The 20680-nt window shown below is 56.2% G+C and carries 20 protein-coding genes; 17 read left to right on the top strand and 3 right to left on the bottom strand.

Translation table 11 applies throughout. The annotated features are described in order from the left end of the window. Positions 1–74: 74 nt before the first annotated feature. Positions 75–1007: a peptidylprolyl isomerase gene (locus KBP54_RS06360; RefSeq protein ID WP_256005047.1), complete on the bottom strand. Its 933-nt coding sequence runs from the start codon at positions 1005–1007 to the stop codon at positions 75–77. Positions 1008–1127: 120 nt separating this feature from the next. On the opposite strand from KBP54_RS06360, the gene tpx reads away from it, so the two are divergent. Genes tpx through hisS form a run of 3 tightly spaced genes read left to right on the top strand, consistent with a single transcriptional unit; the run spans position 1128 to position 3630 of the window. Further along, a complete protein-coding gene (tpx, locus tag KBP54_RS06355) occupies positions 1128–1625 on the top strand; it encodes a thiol peroxidase (RefSeq protein ID WP_070362381.1) in 498 nt (165 codons plus the stop codon). A gap of 33 nt (positions 1626–1658) precedes the next feature. Further along, positions 1659–2297 carry an MBL fold metallo-hydrolase gene (locus tag KBP54_RS06350; protein WP_070362382.1) on the top strand — a complete coding sequence of 213 codons (639 nt, stop codon included), beginning with the start codon at positions 1659–1661 and terminating at the stop codon, positions 2295–2297. A gap of 43 nt (positions 2298–2340) precedes the next feature. After that, positions 2341–3630: a histidine--tRNA ligase gene (gene hisS, locus KBP54_RS06345; protein WP_070362383.1), complete on the top strand. Its 1290-nt coding sequence runs from the start codon at positions 2341–2343 to the stop codon at positions 3628–3630. 6 nt (positions 3631–3636) lie between these two features. Here hisS and KBP54_RS06340 read toward each other — a convergent pair whose 3' ends face one another. Both KBP54_RS06340 and ypfJ read right to left on the bottom strand, forming a co-directional pair. Beyond that, the gene (locus tag KBP54_RS06340) at positions 3637–5031 is read right to left on the bottom strand and encodes an L-serine ammonia-lyase (RefSeq protein ID WP_070362384.1); all 1395 of its coding nucleotides are present in this window, start codon (positions 5029–5031) and stop codon (positions 3637–3639) included. 28 nt (positions 5032–5059) lie between these two features. After that, a complete protein-coding gene (gene ypfJ / locus KBP54_RS06335; RefSeq protein ID WP_256005045.1) occupies positions 5060–5938 on the bottom strand; it encodes a KPN_02809 family neutral zinc metallopeptidase in 879 nt (292 codons plus the stop codon). Positions 5939–6076: 138 nt separating this feature from the next. On the opposite strand from ypfJ, the gene aspS reads away from it, so the two are divergent. From aspS to nusB, 14 genes are all read left to right on the top strand, one after another. Then, positions 6077–7852 (top strand): aspartate--tRNA ligase, encoded by a 1776-nt coding sequence (gene aspS, locus KBP54_RS06330; protein ID WP_070977190.1) that lies wholly within the window; start codon positions 6077–6079, stop codon positions 7850–7852. A gap of 145 nt (positions 7853–7997) precedes the next feature. Next, positions 7998–9368, top strand: coding sequence for a replication-associated recombination protein A (locus tag KBP54_RS06325; RefSeq protein WP_256000221.1), 1371 nt, complete (start codon positions 7998–8000; stop codon positions 9366–9368). Positions 9369–9416: 48 nt separating this feature from the next. Then, the gene (gene alaS / locus KBP54_RS06320; RefSeq protein WP_070362387.1) at positions 9417–12083 is read left to right on the top strand and encodes an alanine--tRNA ligase; all 2667 of its coding nucleotides are present in this window, start codon (positions 9417–9419) and stop codon (positions 12081–12083) included. A 110-nt stretch (positions 12084–12193) separates the two neighbouring features. Then, the gene (gene ruvX / locus KBP54_RS06315) at positions 12194–12688 is read left to right on the top strand and encodes a Holliday junction resolvase RuvX (protein ID WP_070362388.1); all 495 of its coding nucleotides are present in this window, start codon (positions 12194–12196) and stop codon (positions 12686–12688) included. Continuing rightward, complete coding sequence (gene mltG / locus KBP54_RS06310; RefSeq protein WP_070362389.1) at positions 12685–13851, top strand: endolytic transglycosylase MltG; 1167 nt, start codon at positions 12685–12687, stop codon at positions 13849–13851. Before ruvX ends, mltG begins: the two co-directional genes overlap by 4 nt. Then, positions 13851–14672, top strand: a complete 822-nt coding sequence (locus KBP54_RS06305) for a shikimate dehydrogenase (RefSeq protein WP_070362390.1) — start codon at positions 13851–13853, stop codon at positions 14670–14672. Before mltG ends, KBP54_RS06305 begins: the two co-directional genes overlap by 1 nt. A 3-nt stretch (positions 14673–14675) precedes the next feature. Continuing rightward, positions 14676–15098 (top strand): prepilin peptidase, encoded by a 423-nt coding sequence (locus KBP54_RS06300; protein ID WP_084028576.1) that lies wholly within the window; start codon positions 14676–14678, stop codon positions 15096–15098. Between the two features lie 22 nt (positions 15099–15120). Beyond that, positions 15121–16332 (top strand): chorismate synthase, encoded by a 1212-nt coding sequence (aroC, locus tag KBP54_RS06295; RefSeq protein ID WP_070362391.1) that lies wholly within the window; start codon positions 15121–15123, stop codon positions 16330–16332. Between the two features lie 83 nt (positions 16333–16415). Beyond that, the gene (locus KBP54_RS06290) at positions 16416–16919 is read left to right on the top strand and encodes a shikimate kinase (protein ID WP_070363510.1); all 504 of its coding nucleotides are present in this window, start codon (positions 16416–16418) and stop codon (positions 16917–16919) included. A gap of 30 nt (positions 16920–16949) precedes the next feature. After that, complete coding sequence (aroB, locus tag KBP54_RS06285; protein ID WP_070362392.1) at positions 16950–18005, top strand: 3-dehydroquinate synthase; 1056 nt, start codon at positions 16950–16952, stop codon at positions 18003–18005. 4 nt (positions 18006–18009) lie between these two features. Beyond that, the gene (aroQ, locus tag KBP54_RS06280; RefSeq protein ID WP_070362393.1) at positions 18010–18462 is read left to right on the top strand and encodes a type II 3-dehydroquinate dehydratase; all 453 of its coding nucleotides are present in this window, start codon (positions 18010–18012) and stop codon (positions 18460–18462) included. Further along, positions 18453–19544: an aminopeptidase P family protein gene (locus tag KBP54_RS06275; RefSeq protein ID WP_070362394.1), complete on the top strand. Its 1092-nt coding sequence runs from the start codon at positions 18453–18455 to the stop codon at positions 19542–19544. The genes aroQ and KBP54_RS06275 overlap by 10 nt, the downstream gene beginning before the upstream one ends. A 53-nt stretch (positions 19545–19597) precedes the next feature. Then, a complete protein-coding gene (gene efp, locus KBP54_RS06270; RefSeq protein ID WP_070362395.1) occupies positions 19598–20161 on the top strand; it encodes an elongation factor P in 564 nt (187 codons plus the stop codon). Continuing rightward, a complete protein-coding gene (nusB, locus tag KBP54_RS06265; protein ID WP_070362396.1) occupies positions 20161–20664 on the top strand; it encodes a transcription antitermination factor NusB in 504 nt (167 codons plus the stop codon). The genes efp and nusB overlap by 1 nt, the downstream gene beginning before the upstream one ends. Positions 20665–20680 lie beyond the last annotated feature (16 nt).

The following is a 20680-nucleotide window of genomic DNA, read 5'->3' as shown; positions in this document are numbered from 1 at the left end:
TGGCTATCAGACGTTTTGCAAGACTTTGAATAGACTGAAAACTGCTCCTGTGCAGCTGAGAGGCAACTGTGTAGTTACTTTACGGTTGCCGATTTGATGCGTACCTCTTCGGCTGGTGCGCCGTCTTGGCCGCCGCCTTCGACGCCCTTTTCAGCAATCTTGTCAAGTGTGTTCAAACCTTCTTCAGAGATTTGACCGAAGTAGGTGTACAGCGGAGGCAGCACTGAATCACCGTAGTTCAGGAAGAACTGGGACCCATTGGTATCCAAACCGGCGTTCGCCATAGCGATGGTGCCGCGCGCGTACTTCTGAGGGTTCTGCTGGAGCTCCATCTGCTTCATTTGCTCTGCTTCCTCGGGGGACACTCCGTCAGGAGCAGGCGCGTCCTTGAGCGCCTTGAGCGCTTCGTCAGTCGGGAACTCATTTGCGAACTGGAAGCCAGGACCACCGCTGCCTACGCCGGTCGGGTCACCGCACTGCAGTACTTTAAGGCCGTCGCCATCGGTGAGACGGTGACAGACGGTATCGTTGAAGTAGCCAGCAGAGGCGAGGTGTTCGATCGCATTCACAGTGCACGGCGAGACAGAGCGGTCGAGCTCCATACCAATCGGCCCTGCACTGGTGTCGAGCTCGACGTTGACGGTCCCTGTCGTAGAGACGTTGTCGGTCTTCGGCAGGTCTGCTTTCTTGTCACCCTGTGCTGTATCGGGGGTGTATTCACACGAGACTGAGGCGGGGAGTGCTTCGGCACGCTTCGTCGCGATTGCCTCGTAGTTGTTGGCGTCGAACTCGCTTGGGGCGGTGGTTTCTTCAGCCGAGCTTTGTGCTTCGCTGGTGCTGTCGCCGTCCTGGTTCGCCAGGAAGTAGATGCCGCCGCCTAGCGCCACGATTACAACTGCGGAAAGCGCCGCGATCGACCAGGGCTTTGAGTTCTGCTTTCGATCGCGTGAATTCAATTCACGCTCCAGATGTTTAAGGGCTTCTTGACCGCGCTCTTTATTGCTCACCGTAGTACCTCTATTCTAACTAGTTGATTGGGAAATATTAGCAGGTGTAACTGTACCCGTCGTATTTTGCTGTGTTTTGTGCGACTGCTTGCTACCGATAGTTCATGTAGGGTCGTGGGCATGGCAAAGGTATTTTTTCAAGGTAATGAATCGCAAACATCTGGATCTCTTCCGAAGGTAGGCGACGCCCTTCCTGACGCCGTGCTAGTCGCAGGCGATCTTTCGGAAAAGAAGTTGACCGATTACGAGGGGAAGCGCCTGGTACTGAACGTTTTCCCATCGCTAGACACTGACGTGTGCGCAAAGTCTGTGCGAGCGTTTAATGAGCTCGCGGGATCTGCAGAAAACACTGCAGTGCTTTGTATCTCGAAGGACTTGCCGTTTGCTCAGCAGCGTTTCTGCGCGGCAGAGGGCATCGAGAATGTAGAGGCCCTCTCTGCATTCCGCTCTGATTTCGGCACGGTGTTCGGCCTCACGCTTGACGGAACGCCACTCAAGGGATTGCTTGCACGCGCGGTCATCGTGACTGACGCCGATCATCGCGTGGTGCACGTCGAGCTGGTCGAGGAGATCACCAACGAGCCCAACTACTCGGCTGCCGAGGCTGCCCTTTCCTAGTCGGAGAGATTTAGGTAGACAGCGAGGTAGGCATTGCGAATCTTAGGTTTTACGTCGGGACCGTTTCAGACGAACTGCTACGTCATTATCGATGATTCTGCGAAGCTAGCCTGCCTCGTCGATGCCGGCATGGGAACACACCAGGTCGTTTCTGCGTTTCTCAAGGAAGAGGGGCTGCAACTTGTAGCCATCTTTCTTACCCACGGCCATATTGACCATACGAGAGATGTTGCGCGGTACCAGGTTCCCGTATTTATTCACGCAGCTGACGCGTTCATGCTTGATCATGGACGCGGTCTTCCTGCCTCAACACTCGAGCTTTTCGACGCCGCTTCGATGGAGGCCGTATCGGACCTCCGCACGTTTGACGCAGATGGGCCACTTGAAATCGGCAGTTTTAGGGTTGATGTAACTCATACTCCAGGCCATTCTCCCGGCAGTGTCCTCTATCAGATGGGCGACGTCATGTTTTCAGGTGACGTGCTGTTCGCGGGGTCCGTCGGCCGGACTGACCTGCCACACTCCGATCCAGAGGCAATGAAAACCTCTTTGTGTGGACCGGTTTGGGCGATTCCTGACGAGACAACGTTGTTGCCTGGACACGGACCCGGTACAACCATGGCGCACGAACGGACCACGAACCCGTTTCTCCTTGAGGCTCGTAATCAGTAGCCATGGCTGCGGTAGCGACTGAGAACAGCTAGACTCAGTCCCCGTGAGTGATACGAAGAAACCCCAAAAAGAAAAGTTCAAGGCACTGAGCGCTCCAAAGGGAGTGCAGGAGTACGTGCCCCCGGCGTCGTCGAAGTTCCTTTATGTCCGCGATGAGTTCGTGCGACAGGCGCATGTTGCGGGTTTCCAACACATCGAGCTTCCGGTTTTCGAAGACACAACTCTTTTCGCCCGTGGTGTCGGTGAATCTACCGATGTTGTGTCGAAGGAAATGTACACGTTTGCCGACCGTGGCGGGCGTTCTGTGACCTTGCGTCCAGAGGGGACTGCAGGCGTAATGCGTGCAGTGATCCAACACAACCTTGACAGGGGTTATCTGCCGGTGAAACTGAACTACGCCGGTCCGTTTTTCAGATACGAGCGTCCGCAAGCTGGCAGGTACCGCCAGTTGCAGCAAGTTGGTGTCGAGGCAATTGGCGTCGACGACCCCTTGCTTGATGCGGAGATTATCGCACTTGCAGATCGTTGCTACCGGAGCGTTGGGTTGAAAGGCTTTCGCCTCGAGCTGACAAGCCTTGGCGATCACACCTGCAGGCCCGCATACCGGGAAAAGCTCCAAGCTTTCCTCAAGAAGCTCCCGTTAGACGAGGAGACGCAGCACCGCGTGGAAATCAATCCGCTTCGTGTTCTGGACGACAAGCGTCCGGAGGTACAGGAGCTTCTAGCCGATGCGCCGTTGATGCTGGACCACCTCTCAGATGCGTCTCGCGAGCACTTCGAGACTGTTACCGGGACGCTGAAGGATATGGGGGTTCCGTTTGTGATTAACCCGCGGATGGTGCGAGGCCTTGACTACTACACAAAGACTACTTTCGAGTTTGTGCACGATGGTCTTGGGGCTCAGTCGGGAATTGGCGGAGGTGGACGTTACGATGGCTTGATGGCGCAGATCGGTGGCCAAGATCTGTCAGGCATCGGATTCGGGCTTGGCGTTGATAGGACAGTGCTCGCGTTGGAGGCTGAGGAGGTGGCGCTCCCGAATCTGGATCGTCGCGTTGAGGTGTTCGGCGTAGCAATCGGTGAGGAGGCTCGCCGCAAGATGAGCTCGCTTATCGACGAGCTCCGTGCCGCAGGAATTTCAGCTGACATGGCGTACGGTGGTCGCGGTTTGAAAGGCGCAATGAAAGGCGCTGACCGGGCGGGTGCGCGCTTTGCTCTCGTGCTCGGGGACCAGGAGCTGGCGAACGGGGAAGTGGCGGTCAAGAATCTGGAGAGCCACGAACAAGTTGCCGTTCCGCTTCAGGCTACGGCCATTATTCAGGCAGTGAGCTAGCCTGATTTAGCACTCAGTGATGTTGACCGGGAGGCCAAGCTGTACAGCGAGGCCTCCCATTGACGTCTCTTTGTACTTGCTCATCATGTCGTGGCCTGTCGCTGCCATCGTTTCTACTACATCATCGAGCGTGACTTTATTGGTTCCATCACCAAGCTTGGCTAGGCGGGCCGCGTTGATTGATTTCACCGCTCCGATGGCATTTCGTTCTATGCAAGGAATCTGCACAAGGCCAGCCACTGGATCACATGTGAGTCCGAGGTTGTGCTCGAGGCCAATCTCGGCAGCGTTCTCTATCTGCTGCGGAGTGCCGCCCAGAATTGCGCACATACCGGCTGCGGCCATGGACGATGCGGACCCTACCTCGCCCTGACACCCAACTTCGGCACCGGAAATGGAGGCGTTCGTCTTAATGATGGCGCCGATCGCTCCAGCGGTCAGCAGGAACTGATGCGCAGCATCCCGGTCGAAGTCGTCGGTAAAATCCCGGCAGTAGTGCATGACGGCCGGGATAATCCCCGCCGCACCATTCGTCGGGGCGGTCACGATGCGCCCGTGCGCGGCGTTTTCCTCATTGACAGCGAGAGCGTACAAGTTGACCCATTCCATCGCGTCAAGGCCGCGAGATGCGGAGGCCTCGTATTCGGCCGTCAATAAGCGATGTAGCCGAGGAGCGCGGCGACGAACTGATAGTCCACCTGGAAGCTCACCTTCCGTTTTTAGGCCGTGGGCGACGCACTCTTGCATGGTGTCCCAGACCGCGTCGAGGTGAGCATCCAGGACGTCCTTGCCGTGTATCGCTTCTTCGTTCGCACGCATGAGTTCTGCGATAGATAGCTGATGAGTTTCGCACTGGCGCATTAGGGACGCACCATCGGAAAATGGGTAGGGGACGTTAACCGCATCGCGTACGGTGGCGACGCCCGCCTGGTCGCGGTTTGCTTCCATCTGCGTGCGGTCGAGGATAAAACCACCGCCAACGGAGTAGTACTCTTTACGGGAAGCGATGCGCACGCCCTCGGCGTTCCACGCATCGAAAATCAGGCAGTTTGGGTGCTTAGCGACGGGCACCGGGTTCATCGCGACTTCATAGTCGAGTTCACGCTCTGGACCTTGGATGTGCCCTCGTTCTGGAATGAGCTCACCAGGAAGCGGCCGGGTGTCCGCAGAAGTAGTAAGTGGGGTATAACCGACAAGTCCCAGTAGCACAGCTCGGTCGGTTCCGTGGCCCACACCCGTTGCCGCCAAGGAGCCTCGCAGCTCAACCTTGACTGCGGCGGGCGCTTCACTCAAATCCTCGATAAATGCAAGCGCGGCACGCATAGGGCCCACCGTATGAGAAGACGATGGGCCGATTCCGATGCTGAACAAATCAACGACGCTGACTGCATTGTGTGACATGCGCGCGATGTTACATCACCAGAAAGATTTAGCCCTTGTAGACGCCACGGTTGAGAGTGTCGCAGGCGGACATTTTGCCGGTCCTGTACCCGGACATAAACGCAGTCTTTCGCTGCTCAGAAGAACCATGTGTCCAGGTATCAGGGTTGACGTCGCCGCCCGAGCGGCGTTGGATGTTGTCGTCCCCGATAGCTTGTGCGGTCTCAATTGCAGCGAGGACGTCGTCTTCAGTTAGCGGCTCAAGCAATGCGTTGTCACCCTTGTCCGCGTAATGCGCCCAGATACCCGCGTAGCAGTCGGCCTGCATTTCGATAGCTACGGCAGCAGAATGCTCACCAGGATCGTTATAGTTGCTGAGACCGAGGGTGCCCTCAATCTGCTGCACGTGGTGTCCAAACTCGTGAGCCGTCACATACATTTGCGTGAACGGGGCGTCGTTCCCGCCGAGTGCATTGAGCTGCTCAAAAAACGTGGTGTCAAAGTACGCTGTTTGGTCGGCGGGGCAATAGAAAGGACCGGTAGCTGAGGAAGCGTACCCGCAGCCAGTCTGCGTCGCGTCCCGGAACAAGGTGAGGCCTGGTTCGGTGTAGTCAAGGCCAGCTTGCTCTGGCAAAAGCGTTTTCCAAACACCGTTGACGGATACGCCGGCTGCCTCGACCCGGCAGTCGTCATATTTGTTTGCAGCGTTGTCCTCGTTGCAATGCTCCAAGGAGTAGCTCGAATCCGACTCTGTGCCGGATGGAGATTGCTCGATGAGATCAGCCGGATTTCCGCCCAGTGCGATAAAGAGGACTATGAGTACAAGTCCGCCAATACCACCGCCTGCGGCGATTGGGACGCCACGCCGCCCACCCGAACCAGTCTTTGCGTAGCCACTTCCGCGCTGATAGTTGCTGTTAAACGTCATGAGACAAGCATGCCATAGGCGCATGCGTTTATGGGGAATTGGTACGGTCTTCGGACCCGTCCCTTCGCATGCGAGACAAAGGGAGTACACTTTCAACAGTTAATGTTGTACCTCACGTGGAAGGACGTGGAACAGACTGTGCTGCGCACTCATCTCGCGGGCGAGCTCCGCAAAGACCTCGAAGGACAAACCGTCACGCTGGCAGGTTGGGTAGGCCGTAGGCGCGACCACGGTGGCGTTATTTTTATCGACTTGCGTGACCGCTCTGGCTACGCGCAGGTGGTTTTTAGGGATTCGGAAGTCGCTGAAGCTGCGCACGATTTGCGTAGCGAGTACTGCATTCAGGTAACTGGTGTTGTTGAACCACGCCCAGAGGGCTCGGCTAACCCGAACCTGGCGTCGGGTGAGATCGAGGTCAACGTTTCTGAGCTGAAGGTGCTCAACAAGGCTGCTGCGCTGCCGTTCCAGATTGAGGACGCCTCTTCGAACGAGGTAGGCGAAGAGACTCGCTTGAAGTACCGCTACCTTGACCTTCGTCGCGAGCGACAGGCCGCAGCACTTCGCCTCCGCGCAGCGGCGAATCGCGCAGCACGTAAGGTGTTGGATGCGAATGATTTCACGGAAATTGAAACGCCAACGTTGACCCGTTCTACCCCTGAAGGTGCGCGTGATTTCCTGGTGCCGGCCCGTTTGCGCCCTGGTACCTGGTACGCATTGCCGCAGTCGCCACAGCTGTTCAAACAGCTTTTGATGGTCAGCGGCATGGAACGCTACTACCAGATCGCGCGCTGCTACCGCGACGAAGACTTCCGTGCGGACCGCCAGCCGGAGTTCACACAGCTCGATATCGAGGCCAGCTTTATCGACCAGGATGACATCATCGCTCTCGCGGAGCAGATCGTTGTTGAGTTGTGGAAGCTGATCGGCTACGAGGTCTCAACTCCGATCCCGCGCATGACATACAAAGACGCGATGGAGAAGTACGGCTCGGACAAGCCGGACCTTCGTTTCGATATTCAGCTAGTGGACTGCACTGAGTTTTTCAAAGACACGACTTTCCGCGTCTTCCAGAATGACTACGTTGGTGCCGTTGTCATGGATGGTGGCGCTTCTCAGCCCCGCCGTCAGCTTGATGCCTGGCAGGATTGGGCAAAGCAGCGCGGCGCGAAGGGCCTGGCGTACATCTTGGTGCAGGAGGATGGCGAGCTCGGTGGTCCTGTTGCGAAGAACATCACTGAGGAAGAGAAGGCCGGCATTGCAGCACACGTCGGTGCGAAGCCTGGTGACTGCATCTTCTTTGCAGCAGGTGACGCGAAGAGTGCCCGTGCATTGCTCGGCGCAGCGCGAGGGGAAATCGCTCGCAAGCTTGGCCTGATTAAGGAAGGCGATTGGGCGTTTACTTGGGTGGTTGATGCTCCGATGTTCGAGCCGTCCGCTGACGCTACTGCCTCCGGAGACGTTGCGCTTGGCCACTCGAAGTGGACCGCTGTGCACCACGCGTTTACCTCGCCGAAGCCAGAATTCAAGGCAGACTTCGAGAAGAACCCAGGCGAAGCTCTGGCATACGCATACGACATTGTCTGCAACGGCAACGAAATCGGTGGCGGATCCATTCGTATTCACGAGAGAGACGTCCAGCAGCGTGTCTTCGAAGTCATGGGCATCACCGAGGAAGAAGCCAAGGAGAAGTTTGGCTTCCTGCTTGAGGCATTTGCTTACGGTGCGCCACCGCACGGCGGCATCGCATTCGGCTGGGACCGCATTGTGTCCTTGCTTGGCGGGTTTGACTCCATTCGTGACGTCATTGCCTTCCCGAAGTCCGGCGGCGGCGTAGACCCACTGACGGATGCGCCTGCGCCTATTCCAGACGAGCAGCGTAAAGAGACTGGCGTTGATTTTAAACCGAAGAAGTAGCGTCGACATTGCGCACGGATGAGCCGGCGCAATGAAACAAACGCGTGCCGGAGCGTCGGCAACCGTGTAGGTTGTTGGGGCTCCGGCTTTTCTCACAGGTGGTCGGCCTGCCGGGACTGAGCGGTAGTTTTTGAGGAGAGTAAACATGTCGCAGGGTGATCTATTCGGTAACTCCTTACCGACTAGTGGCCAGCAGACTGCCAATGATGGTAGCGCACAACGTGGCTCAGACTTTTTTGCAGCAGGTCACGGTGCACCACTCGCTGCCCGAATGCGCCCTCAGAGTTTGGATGAAGTTGCTGGGCAGCAACACCTTCTTTCCGAGGGCAAACCTCTACGCCGACTTGTAGAGGGATCGGGTGCAGCCTCAGTGATTCTTTACGGTCCACCCGGTACTGGTAAAACAACCATCGCTTCGTTGATCGCTAAAACAATGGGGCAAAACTTCGTTGGTCTTTCTGCACTGTCTTCAGGGGTGAAGGAGATCCGCGCGGTCATCGATGCAGCGCGTAGAGATTTGATCTCGGGTGAGAGCACGGTCCTGTTTATTGACGAGGTTCATCGGTTTTCTAAGACTCAACAGGATGCGCTGTTAGCTGCCGTCGAGAATCGCACGGTGTTGCTTGTAGCGGCTACGACGGAGAATCCCTCATTTAGCGTGGTAGCCCCGCTGCTTTCACGCTCGTTGCTTCTGAAACTTGAATCCTTATCGGCTGAAGACCTCGGCGTGGTGATTGATCGAGCGATACAAGACGAACGTGGGCTCGCGGGTTCCGTGAAGCTTGCCGACGACGCGCGAGCGCAACTCATAGCCTTGGCGGGTGGAGATGCACGCCGCAGTTTGACGTACTTGGAGGCAGCTGCAGCATCAGTCGAACCGGGGGAGACAATCACTCTTGATGTCGTGAGGGAAAGCGTGAACCGTGCGGTGGTGCGTTACGACCGGGACGGCGACCAGCACTACGACGTAGTTTCCGCATTCATCAAGTCGATTCGAGGCTCAGATGTCGACGCAGCGTTGCACTATTTGGCACGGATGATTGAAGCTGGTGAGGATCCTCGCTTTATAGCCCGCAGGCTGGTCATTCATGCTTCGGAGGACATTGGTATGGCCGATCCATCAGCGTTGCAAACTGCAGTTGCCGCAGCGCAGGCGGTACAGCTGATCGGGATGCCTGAGGGTCGACTGACACTTGCACAAGCGACGATTCATTTGGCTACCGCGCCAAAATCGCCAGCAGTGATTCAGGCGATTACCCGCGCCCAGGAGGACGTGCGCGCGGGAAAGATTGGCCCGGTTCCAGCGCATTTACGGGACGGGCATTATGAGGGCGCGAAAGCGATGGGCAATGCAGTCGGTTATGTCTACCCGCATGATGACCCGAAGGGGGTAGTACAACAACAGTACATTCCCGACGGCTTAGAGGATGCGGTCTACTACACACCAACGGACCACGGTGACGAGCGAAGAATTTCCGGGTTCTTGGGTAGGCTGCGTAGGTTAGTACGTGGTTGAGGGGTAGAGTAGTTCGAGATTGATTCGAACTTGAAAGGAAACTACTCCGTGCAAACCCATGAGATTCGTGAGCGCTTTACGCAGCACTTCGTTCGTGCAGGACATACACCAGTTCCGAGCGCATCGCTTATCTTGGACGATCCGACACTGCTGTTCGTGAATGCGGGCATGGTTCCGTTCAAGCCGTATTTTCTTGGCCAACAGAACCCTCCCTTTGAACATGGGAAAGCGACTTCGATTCAAAAGTGCGTGAGAACGCTTGATATTGAAGAAGTAGGTATCACGACTCGCCACAATACGTTTTTCCAGATGGCCGGCAACTTCTCCTTCGGCCAGTATTTCAAGGAAGGCGCGATTACTCACGCATGGGAGCTGCTGACGGGCAGCGTAGAGGATGGCGGTTACGGCCTCGACCCAGAGCGGCTGTGGGTGACGGTGTATCTGGATGACGACGAGGCTGCTTCGATTTGGGAAAACAAGATCGGGGTAGATCCGTCGCATATCCAGCGAATGGGCATGGAGGACAACTTCTGGTCCATGGGTATTCCTGGGCCATGTGGTCCGTGCTCGGAGATCTACTATGACCGTGGCCCTGAATACGGTAAAGAGGGCGGGCCAATCGCTGACGATAACCGCTACATGGAGATCTGGAACTTGGTTTTCATGGAGTCGATTCGCGGTGAGGGCGACAAGAAGGGCAACTTTGAGCTCGTCGGAGAGTTGCCAAAGAAGAACATCGATACCGGGCTAGGCATCGAACGCGTTGCCTGCCTGCTGCAGGGCGTCGACAATGTGTATGAAACAGATCTGCTCCGCCCGGTTATTGACGCGGCAGTTGAGCTTACCGGCACTAAGTACGACGCAGGAGTGCACGAAGATGATGTAAGGTTCCGCGTGATTGCGGACCACTCGCGTACAGGCATGATGATCATTCTCGATGGTGTTACGCCGTCGAACGAGGGGCGCGGTTACATTCTGCGCCGCTTGCTGCGCCGAATTGTTCGCTCTGCACGTCTCCTAGGCGCAACTGGGAACGTGCTTGAGGTCTTTATGAACACCATTATGGATACAATGACGCCGTCGTTCCCGGAGATCGCGAAGAACCGGGAACGTATCCTGCGGGTTGCTTTGGCTGAAGAGCGTGCCTTCTTGAAGACCCTCGAATCCGGTACACACCGATTCGACGAAACAGTCGAGCAACTGCGTGCATCCGGAGCGAAGACTCTGCCTGGCCAGCAGGCATTCGAACTCCACGACACGTACGGTTTCCCAATTGACTTGACGTTGGAGATGGCGCATGAGGCCGGACTTGACGTCGATATGGACGCATTTAACTCCGCCATGCAGGAGCAGCGAGCTCGGGCGAAGGCTGACAATAAAGCGAAGAAGCACCGTAACGTTGATGAATCGCTCTATCGGGAGTGGGTGGACAATCACCCGACCGAGTTTGTGGGGTATTCAGAACTTGAGCATGATGCCCGAGTTCTCGGACTCGTCCGCGACGGTGACAAGGTGAACGAGGCTGCGGAAGGCGATGAGGTCGAGGTTATTCTCGACGTCACTCCGATGTACGCCGAAGCCGGCGGCCAGATGGCCGACCGCGGTCTGATTCGCGTCGGCGATACGATGTTGCAAGTTCATGACGTGCAGAAGATCGGCAAGAAACTGTGGGTGCACAAGGCAACCGTGGAACATGGCGGCATTGGCCTCGGCGATCAGGTACAAGCTGAAGTTGATGAGAAGTGGCGTCATGGGGCGCGACAGGCGCATACCGCTACCCACCTCATTCACGCTGCGCTACGTCAGGTGCTCGGCCCAACCGCTGTCCAGGCTGGTTCGATGAACAAGCCTGGCTACCTGCGTTTCGACTTCAACTACACCGAACAGCTGACTGATGCTCAGCTCCAGGAGATTGCAACCATTACGAACCAGGCGGTGGACGCAGACTTCGCGGTTAACACCATCGAAACGTCGCTATCAAAGGCGAAGGAAATGGGCGCGATGGCGCTATTCGGCGAGAACTACGGTGACCAGGTGCGGGTGGTAGAGATCGGCGGGCCGTTCTCTATTGAGCTGTGCGGTGGTACACACGTTGAGCACTCGTCACAGATTGGACCTGTTGCTGTGCTCGGCGAGTCTTCTGTTGGCTCTGGCGCACGCCGTATCGAGGCGTACTCCGGCATGGACTCCTTCCAGTACTTTTCGAAAGAAGCTGCACTGGCCTCGGGGCTCGCTGCTGAGCTCAAGACTCCAACAGGCCAGCTGCCGGAGCGCATTGCGCAGCTCACAGAGCGGCTCCGAGCTGCTGAAAAAGAGATTGAGAATTTGCACCGTCAGCAGTTGCTGTCGAAGACTGGCGAGTTCTTGGACCGCGCAGAGACCATTGGTGCGTACACGGTGATTGCTGCGAAGCTGCCCGACGGTATCGAAGCTGGCGATGTTCGCACCTTGGCGAACGACCTTCGCGGAAAGCTGGAAGGTGAGGCCGCGGTCATTGCGCTGGCCTCTGATAACGGCGGCAAGGTGCCGTTCGTGTTTGCGGCTACCAGTGCGGCGGTAGAGAGCGGGATCAAGGCTGGCGAACTTGTGAAGTCCTTCGGTGAATACGTCAACGGGCGCGGTGGCGGCAAGCCGAACCTTGCTCAGGGCTCCGGCTCTTCCGCTGATGGTATCGATGCCGGCTTCAAGGCAATCCGCGACGTACTTGGTGCCTAAGCCCCGTAAGCACGGATCAATAGTGCGACACGCCGCATTTGGATATCCGTTGTCCCAAAAAACCAGTAGGTTTTAAGGGAAGGCACAGAGTAAACGGTTGGAGTGATGGTATGACGGTGCAGCCCGATCGCCCCGGGGTTCAAGATCCCGGGCCGGGACGTCGCCTCGGAATTGACGTCGGTACAGTTCGTATCGGTGTCGCATCGTCAGACCGTGATGCAAAGCTAGCGACTCCACTTGAGACTGTTGCCCGTGTTACAGGATTTAAAGATCGCGACGGAGCAGATATCGATAGAATCATCGACATCATCGACGAGTACAAGATCGTTGAAGTTGTTGTTGGTCTGCCACGCGATTTAAAAGGTCACGGCTCACGTAGCGTCAAACACGCGAAAGAGATCGCGTTCCGGATTAGGCGACGATCTGGGCTTCCCGTAAGAATGGCTGATGAACGTCTAACAACTGTTGCTGCAGCTCACGCCTTGCGTGCGAGCGGCGTGAACGAGCGCGCTGGTCGTAGTGTGATTGATCAAGCTGCGGCGGTTGAGATTTTGCAATCCTGGCTGGACGGCCGAACGAATTACTTCAAGGAGAATCAATCGTGACGACCCCAACAACCTCGAAACGACGTACACGGGGCACGGCGGTGCTCGTAACGTCGATCTTGCTGATCATTGGATTGATTGCCTGGATCGCGGTGATGCGTAACGGCACAAACGCCGATTTTAACGGTACGGGCAATGGTGAGGAACAAGTCGTCGAGATCCCCGAGGGCTCGAACATTTCGTCGCTGGGTCCTGAGCTTGAAGAACGTGGCATTGTTGCTTCGAACGGAGCGTTCCAGACTGCAGCTGCGAATAATGCGGACTCGGACAACATTCAGCCTGGATTTTACCGCTTGGAAGGTGAGATGAGTGCGGACAGTGCCGTGGCTGCGCTGCTCGACCCATCCAAGCGCGTGACGCCACTACAGGTTTATGGGGGTGCAACGCTCATGGATGTCAACGTCGTTGGTGGGCAACGGCGTCTTGGTATCTTGTCCATGATTCAGCAAGTTTCTTGTGGTGAGGAAGTTAAACCTGGTTGCGTTACTGTTGAAGAGCTGCACCACGTTGCGGCCGATGCGGATCCGGCGAGCCTCGGCGTTCCAGAGTGGGCACTCGAGGTAGTGAACGCTCGAGCGGGAGACGCGAAACGTCTTGAAGGACTTATTGCTCCGGGTGAGTACATCGTGGATCCAGGGGCGTCTGCCGAGGCCGTGCTCACTGATTTGATTACGCGATCTGCAAAGCAGTATGAAGCGACAGACATAGTCACGAGGGCAAAGTCAGTTGGATTGACTCCGTACGAACTCGTCGTAGCTGCATCTCTGGTTGAGCGTGAGGCTCCTGCCGGAGAGTTCGATAAGGTGGCTCGAGTTATCCTGAACCGTCTCAAAGAGCCTATGCGTCTCGAGTTTGACTCGACCGTCAACTATGGGTTGCCCTCTGTTGAGGTTGCGACGTCACGTGAGGACCGTGAGCGGGTCACTCCTTGGAACACGTACGCGATGGATGGACTACCGCAAACGCCGATTGCATCACCATCGATGGAAGCAATTGAGGCGATGGAGCGGCCTGCAGAAGGTGATTGGCTGTTCTTTGTGACCATCGATAAGGATGGCACGACAGTCTTTAACCGCACTTTTGATAAGCATTTGGAGGATACGCAGCGCGCGTATGACTCTGGCATTCTCGATTCTCAGCGCGAAGGAAGCCGGGAGCAGTAATGTACCAAGCAGCCGTCCTCGGTTCCCCGATTAAGCATTCACTCTCACCGGTCTTGCACCACGCTGGGTATAAGGCTCTGGGGCTCGATGATTGGCGTTACACAAGGATTGAGTGCGTCGAAGCAGACCTTCCCAGGGTCGTGCTTGAGGCGGACGAGAGTTTCCAAGGGTTTTCAGTTACGATGCCCGGCAAGTTTGCTGCGTTAAAGGTCGCGGATCGGGCAACCGATCGGGCAATTGCGATCGGGTCCGCGAACACCCTGGTCCGCACACACCAGGGGTGGCGGGCGGATAACACTGACTGCGAAGGAGTGCTGTACGCGCTTCGCCGTTTGCTTGGCGGAGCAGATATCCAACGAGCGGTCGTGATCGGCGCCGGCGGTACTTCTCGGGCTGTGATTTGGGCCCTTCGGGAACGAGGGGTTGAGGAAATTACTGTTATCAATCGTTCAGATAGGAGCGGCGAGCTTCGAGGATTGACGGAAGGCATTAGGTGCAACTTCGTATCTTTTGACAGTGATCTTTTCAAAGTTACGGCTGCTGCTGACGTGGTTGTTTCGACTGTCCCCGCAGATACGCTGCGGCCCTATGTTCAGCAGCTGGCTCACGCCCCGTTGCTCGACGTCATATATGATCCGTGGCCGACTCCGCTGGTATCCCAATCTGCCGCGAACGGTTACAAAGCAGTCGGGGGGCTGACGATGCTAGCGGGGCAGGCGTTCTCACAGTTCGAACAGTTCACGGGACGCAATGCGCCGCGTGAAGAAATGGAAACGGCGCTCGTGGAGCATTGGACCGCGTTAGAGCAGCAAAGTCACTAGAAGATGGCGGGGGGAGCTGTTTGGGGCGCGGTCGCTCTGGGGTTGGCCTGGTCGATACTGACATGCTGGTACGACCTGAAATACACGCGGTTGCCTAATTGGCTCACGTTGCCACTGTGCGTTGTAGCTGTCATTGCCGTCGCGTTCGAGCCCTTCTTATCTGTGGGTATGCTTTGGCCTGCTACCTATTTGCTGTTTGGACAGGGCATTGGTGGCGGTGACATCAAACTCGCGCTTCCACTGGGCGTTGCTTCAGCAGCGGCTGGGGGATTCATCGGTGTTATTGCGGCGTTGTTTATAAGCAGCTTCTGCACGGTATGTTTCGCGTTACTCGTGAGGTCTCGCCGTGTTCCACATGGCCCGTCGATGGTGTTGGCGAGTTGGGCAGTAATTGGAATCTATGCCGGAAACTGCATCTTCTCATGAGAAGTGTGACAGAATAGCCATCATGTTTCGCTGGACCACTGCCGGAGAATCCCACGGCCAAGCCCTGATAGCACTTGTTGAGGATATGCCTGCTGGCGTGCCAATTACTGAGCAGGAGATCGCACATCAGCTCGCTCGTCGCCGTCTCGGGTATGGACGCGGCGCGCGGATGAAGTTTGAGCAAGACAAGCTGGAGCTGCTCGCTGGAGTTGTGCACGGCACCACGATTGGTAGTCCGATCGCGATTCAGATCGGCAATACCGAGTGGCCAAAGTGGACGACGATTATGTCTCCGCATCCGTTGGATACTTCGAATGAAGATGTGCAGAAGGCCATGTCGTCTGGGCGTGGTGCAAAGTTGACTCGTCCGCGACCAGGGCATGCGGATCTTCCAGGCATGATCAAATACGGATTCGATTCGGCACGACCTGTGCTTGAGCGTTCGTCAGCACGTGAAACGGCTGCGCGAGTCGCCGCAGGAGCGGTTGCACGTGCACTTTTGCGTGAGGCCCTGGGCGTTGAGGTGTTTTCGCACGTGGTTTCAATTGGGGACTCAGTGCCTGATCGTGACGTGTTGCCTTCGTTTGCTGACATTGATGCTATCGACGCCTCTCCGGTACGTGCCGCGAGCAAGGAAGCAGAAGCCTCGATGGTTGCGTGTATCGAATCCGCAAAGAAAGCAGGGGACACCTTGGGTGGAGTCGTCGAGGTAATTGTCGACGGCCTCCCTATCGGCCTGGGCTCCCACATCTCTGGGGAAGCACGCCTCGACGCTCAGCTTGCGGGCGCCTTGATGAGCATTCAATCCGTGAAGGGCGTCGAAATCGGAGATGGTTTTGAGACTGCTACGCGCAGAGGGTCGCAAGCGCACGACGAGATTACGTTGAAACATGGCCGGGTTCAGCGGCTGTCTAACCGAGCCGGTGGCCTTGAGGGTGGTATGACCAACGGTGAGCAGCTTCGTGTGCGAGCTGCCTTCAAGCCGATTTCTACGGTGCCTCGCGCGCTGCAATCTATCGATATGGCTACCGGCGCGGAGGCCACGGGTATTCATCAGCGATCCGATATCTGTGCTGTCCCAGCGGGAGGCGTGGTCGCAGAGGCGATGGTGGCACTTGTGCTTGCGGAAGCGACATTGAAAAAGTTCGGTGGGGACAGTCTCGACGAGTTGAGGCGTAACATTGCGTCGTATCAGCAATACGTTGCGCAGCGCTTCCGTTTTGATGGGGAGTAGTCCGCAAAGAAAGGATGACTGTGAACGCAGATACAGGTTCCCGACCAGCCGTAGATGAGGTTCTAGGGTCGTGCGAGTCCGGTATTCCAAAAGTCGTGCTTGTTGGCCCTCCAGGCGCTGGGAAGACGACGATTGGGCGTCGATTAGGGAGGGCATTGAACCTTCAGTTCGTGGATTCTGATTCGATAATCGAACAAGCTGAGTGTAAACCGTGCGGTGAAGTCTATGCATCGTTGGGGGAGGATGCGTTTCGTGATCTTGAGCATGAGGTTGTGAAGCAGGTATTAGGGTGCAAGGGCGTTGTGAGCCTAGGCGGTGGCGCTGTGGTTCGGCCTGAGACGAGAGCCCTGTTAGAAAACCACCTTGTCGTGTGGGTTGACGTCGGGGTGAAAGAGGGCACTCGACGGACTGCAGGAGACGGGACTCGTCCAGTGCTGGCAGCAGAAGACCCTGAAGCGCGTTACCAGGCGTTGCTTACTGAACGTGAGCCTTTCTACCGCGAGGTTGCTGACTACCGCGTCCGCACTGACGATCGTCCGCCACAGCGCATCGTTGCTGAAGTGTTAGGCGTCATCGATAGCGAATAGAACGATTCCTAGAGACAAGAGAGGCAAGTCATGGCAGTAGTGGATGTTTGTGGGCCCCAGCCGTATCAGGTCTTCATCGACCACGACACAACTATGATGGTCGGTAATCACGTGCAGGCGCTCGGGGCGAGAAAGGCTCTGATCGTGCATCAGCCTCCGCTAGCTGCCGTTGCACGAAGTATCGCGCAAGACTTAGAAAACAATAACATTGACCCCCACCTGGCGGCCGTCCCTGATGCGGAGGACGGCAAGAGCATTGCGGTTGCAAGTGAACTTTGGGATGTTCTTGGGCGTGCCGGTTTCTCGAGGCAGGACGCCGTGGTCACTGTGGGCGGCGGTGCAGCAACTGATATGGGTGGATTTATCGCTGCTACTTGGATGCGTGGCATTGACGTCGTGCATGTCCCAACTACATTGCTAGCAATGGTGGACGCCGCAGTAGGCGGGAAGACTGGGATGAACACAGCGGAAGGTAAGAACCTGGTCGGTGCATTTCATGAGCCGAAGGGCGTCTTCATCGACTTGGAACGCGTGTACACCCTTCCAGAAGAAGAGATCGTGTCTGGCTCCGCGGAGTTGATCAAGACGGGTTTTATCGCTGACCCAAAGATTTTGGATCTATTTCAGGAGGGTGCCTCTCGTCACTGGCCTGAGCTCATCGAGCGCTCTGTCGCTGTCAAAGCAGGCGTTGTCTCCAAGGACCTCAAAGAGTCGGGGCTCCGTGAAATCTTGAACTATGGGCACACGCTTGGTCATGCAATCGAGCGACGCGAGCAGTATCGTTGGCGGCACGGAAATGCTGTTGCTGTGGGAATGATGTTCGTTGCGTACCTTGCGCTGCAGCGAGGACTTATCGACGAATCGGTTGTTTCGCTACACCGTACGATCCTTGAAGCGGCTGGGTTGCCAACGCGCTACGAACATGGCGTGTTCGATGAGCTCTATGAGGGAATGACCCGCGATAAGAAGAATAAGAACGGGCACATTCGGTTCGTGGTACTCGATGGTATCGGTTCTTGTACACGAATCGAAGATGCCACCAAAGAAGAGATGCGTGCTGCTTACGAAGCCATGATGGGGGACTAGCGCGATGATGATCCTTGTTCTCAACGGACCAAACTTGGATAGACTCGGCAAGCGGCAGCCCGAAATCTATGGCGCCGAAACCTTGGAGACACTCACACAGCGGCTGCAGAGCAAGGCTACAGCGGCAGGCGTGGATGTTGAGGTTCGTCAGTCCAACCACGAGGGCGACTTGATCGATTGGGTGCACGAGGCGGCTGACAATAAATGGCCTGTCATCATTAATCCGGGCGGTTTTACGCATACATCAGTGGCGCTGCGCGATGCTGTTGTTGAGTTGGGAGACGGTCCGGGGTTTGTGGAGGTGCACATTTCGAATATTTTCTCGCGTGAGGCCTTCCGACATCATTCGTATTTGTCGCCGTTAGCGCGTGGCGTAATTGCCGGTCTTGGTCTGGAAGGTTACGAGCTTGCAATGCAAGTATTTATCAACGACTTGAAGGAGTCCCAATGGGTTTAGCAGATACTCGATTTGAAAACCGGCGCCGTAAGCTGGCGTCTCTTTTAGCTGGTCACCGGATCGACGACATGTTAGTAACCCATTTGACGCATGTCCGTTACTTGTCTGGGTTCTCTGGTTCCAATGGTGCGCTATTGATCTCCAAAGACTGCTCAGCTCGTATCACAACAGACGGGCGATACGCGACGCAGGTCGCAGAAGAAGTTCCTGATATCGAGGCAACTATCACTCGAAAAGTCGCCACCGAACTGCTGAGCGTAGTTGTGGAGGGCCACCGCGTTGGGTACGAAGCAGACTATGTCAGTGCATCGCAGCTTGAGGCTCTGAAGCAGGCTTGTCCTGAAGGAGTGACGTTGGTGCCTGTCGCGCAACAAATCGAGGGAATTCGGTTAGTGAAAGATGAACTGGAGCTTCAACGCTTGGCTGAGGCCGCGGAGCTGGCATCGACAGCGCTTCGCGAACTAGTTGACGCCGGTGAGCTCGCAGCAGGACAGTCAGAGCGCCAAGTCGCTGCCAACTTGGAATACCGGATGCGATTGCTTGGCGCTGATCGCCCGAGCTTTGACACGATTGTCGCGTCGGGTTTGAATTCGGCTAAGCCGCACCATGGTGCCTCTGATCGCGTGATCGAAGACGGTGACTTTGTCACGATTGATTTCGGAATGTACCGTGCAGGGTTCAACTCCGACATGACAAGAACATTTGCGGTGGGGGAACCTTCTGCGTTTCTCCGCGAAATCTACGAGGTTACTCGTGAATCCCAGCAAGCAGGTGTCGAGGCGGCTGTTGCAGGTGCGAAGTTAGTCGACGTAGACAAAGCATGTAGAAGCATCATTGAAGACGCGGGCTACGGCGAATACTTCGTGCACTCGACGGGTCACGGTATCGGGTTGGATGTGCACGAGGGACCATACGCGGCGCTGACTGGCACTGGAGAGCTAGAACCATCGATGACCTTGACCATCGAACCGGGTATTTACGTTCCTGGGAAGGGAGGTGTCCGAATTGAGGACACCCTGATTATCACCAGCGGTGCACCACGTATTATCACCCAGTTCCCCAAGGAACTCATCGTGCTGTAGCATAATTGTGATTGCGAGAGCACATCTATTGTTAGAAAGAAGGAAGGCTTCAAGTGGCAACTACTGCTGATTTTAAAAACGGTTTGGTTCTGTTGGTAGATGGGAAACTCCAGCAGATTGTTGAGTTCCAGCATGTGAAGCCCGGTAAAGGCCCAGCTTTCGTTCGTACTAAGTTGAAGGATGTTGTCTCCGGCAAAACCGTGGACAAGACCTGGAACGCTGGCGTTAAGGTTGACACGGCAACGGTTGACCGCCGTGACATGACCTACCTGTACAACGACGGAACCAACTACGTGGTCATGGACGACAAGACCTTTGAGCAGTTCGAGCTTCCAGAAGAGAAGTTCGGTGATGCCGCAAAGTTCCTGCTGGAAAACATGCATGTCCAGGTCTCGTTCTACGAGGGCGACGCACTGTTTGCAGAACTACCGATCTCGGTCGATCTCAAGGTTGAGCACACCGAGCCGGGTCTGCAGGGCGATCGCTCCACCGGTGGCACCAAGCCTGCAACCCTGGAGACCGGCGCCGAAATTCAGGTCCCACTGTTTCTTGAGACCGGTAATGTAGTGAAGGTTGATACGCGTACTGGTGAATACCTTTCGCGTGTGAACAACTAATGGAGAATTTCAAACGCCATGGCGCACGATACCGTGCGCGTCGTAGAGCCGTCGATATCCTCTTTGAAGCCGAAGCTAGAGACATCGACCCGGTTGCTATTGTCGAAGACCGAGAGACGCTGTCTCAGAACCCGCTGAATCAAATTGCCCCGGTGGCTCCGTATACCCGGACCATCGTGGAGGGCGTGGCCCTTCAGCTCGATGATATTGACGACGCAATCGAGAAGTTTCTCAGCAGCGATTGGGAGTTGGATCGAATCCCCGCAGTGGATCGGCAGATCTTGCGCGTAGGTATCTGGGAGATCCTGTTCAACGCAGAGGTTGATGCCCCAATCACGATCTCGAATGCGGCTGAATTAGCTACGCAGTACTCAGGCGCGAAAGCGGCGCCGTATATCCACGCGGTGCTCGACGGAGTAATTCAATCGCAATCTGAAAATGCTCCAATGTCTCAGACTCACGCAGAAGAACCTGCTGACGGTCAGGAGGGCGAGGAAGCTTAACGAGTTTTCCGTTGTA

The organism is Corynebacterium pseudogenitalium (assembly GCF_024453815.1).
Taxonomy (GTDB): domain Bacteria; phylum Actinomycetota; class Actinomycetes; order Mycobacteriales; family Mycobacteriaceae; genus Corynebacterium; species Corynebacterium pseudogenitalium.
This window is presented reverse-complemented; position numbering and strand designations above follow the sequence as displayed.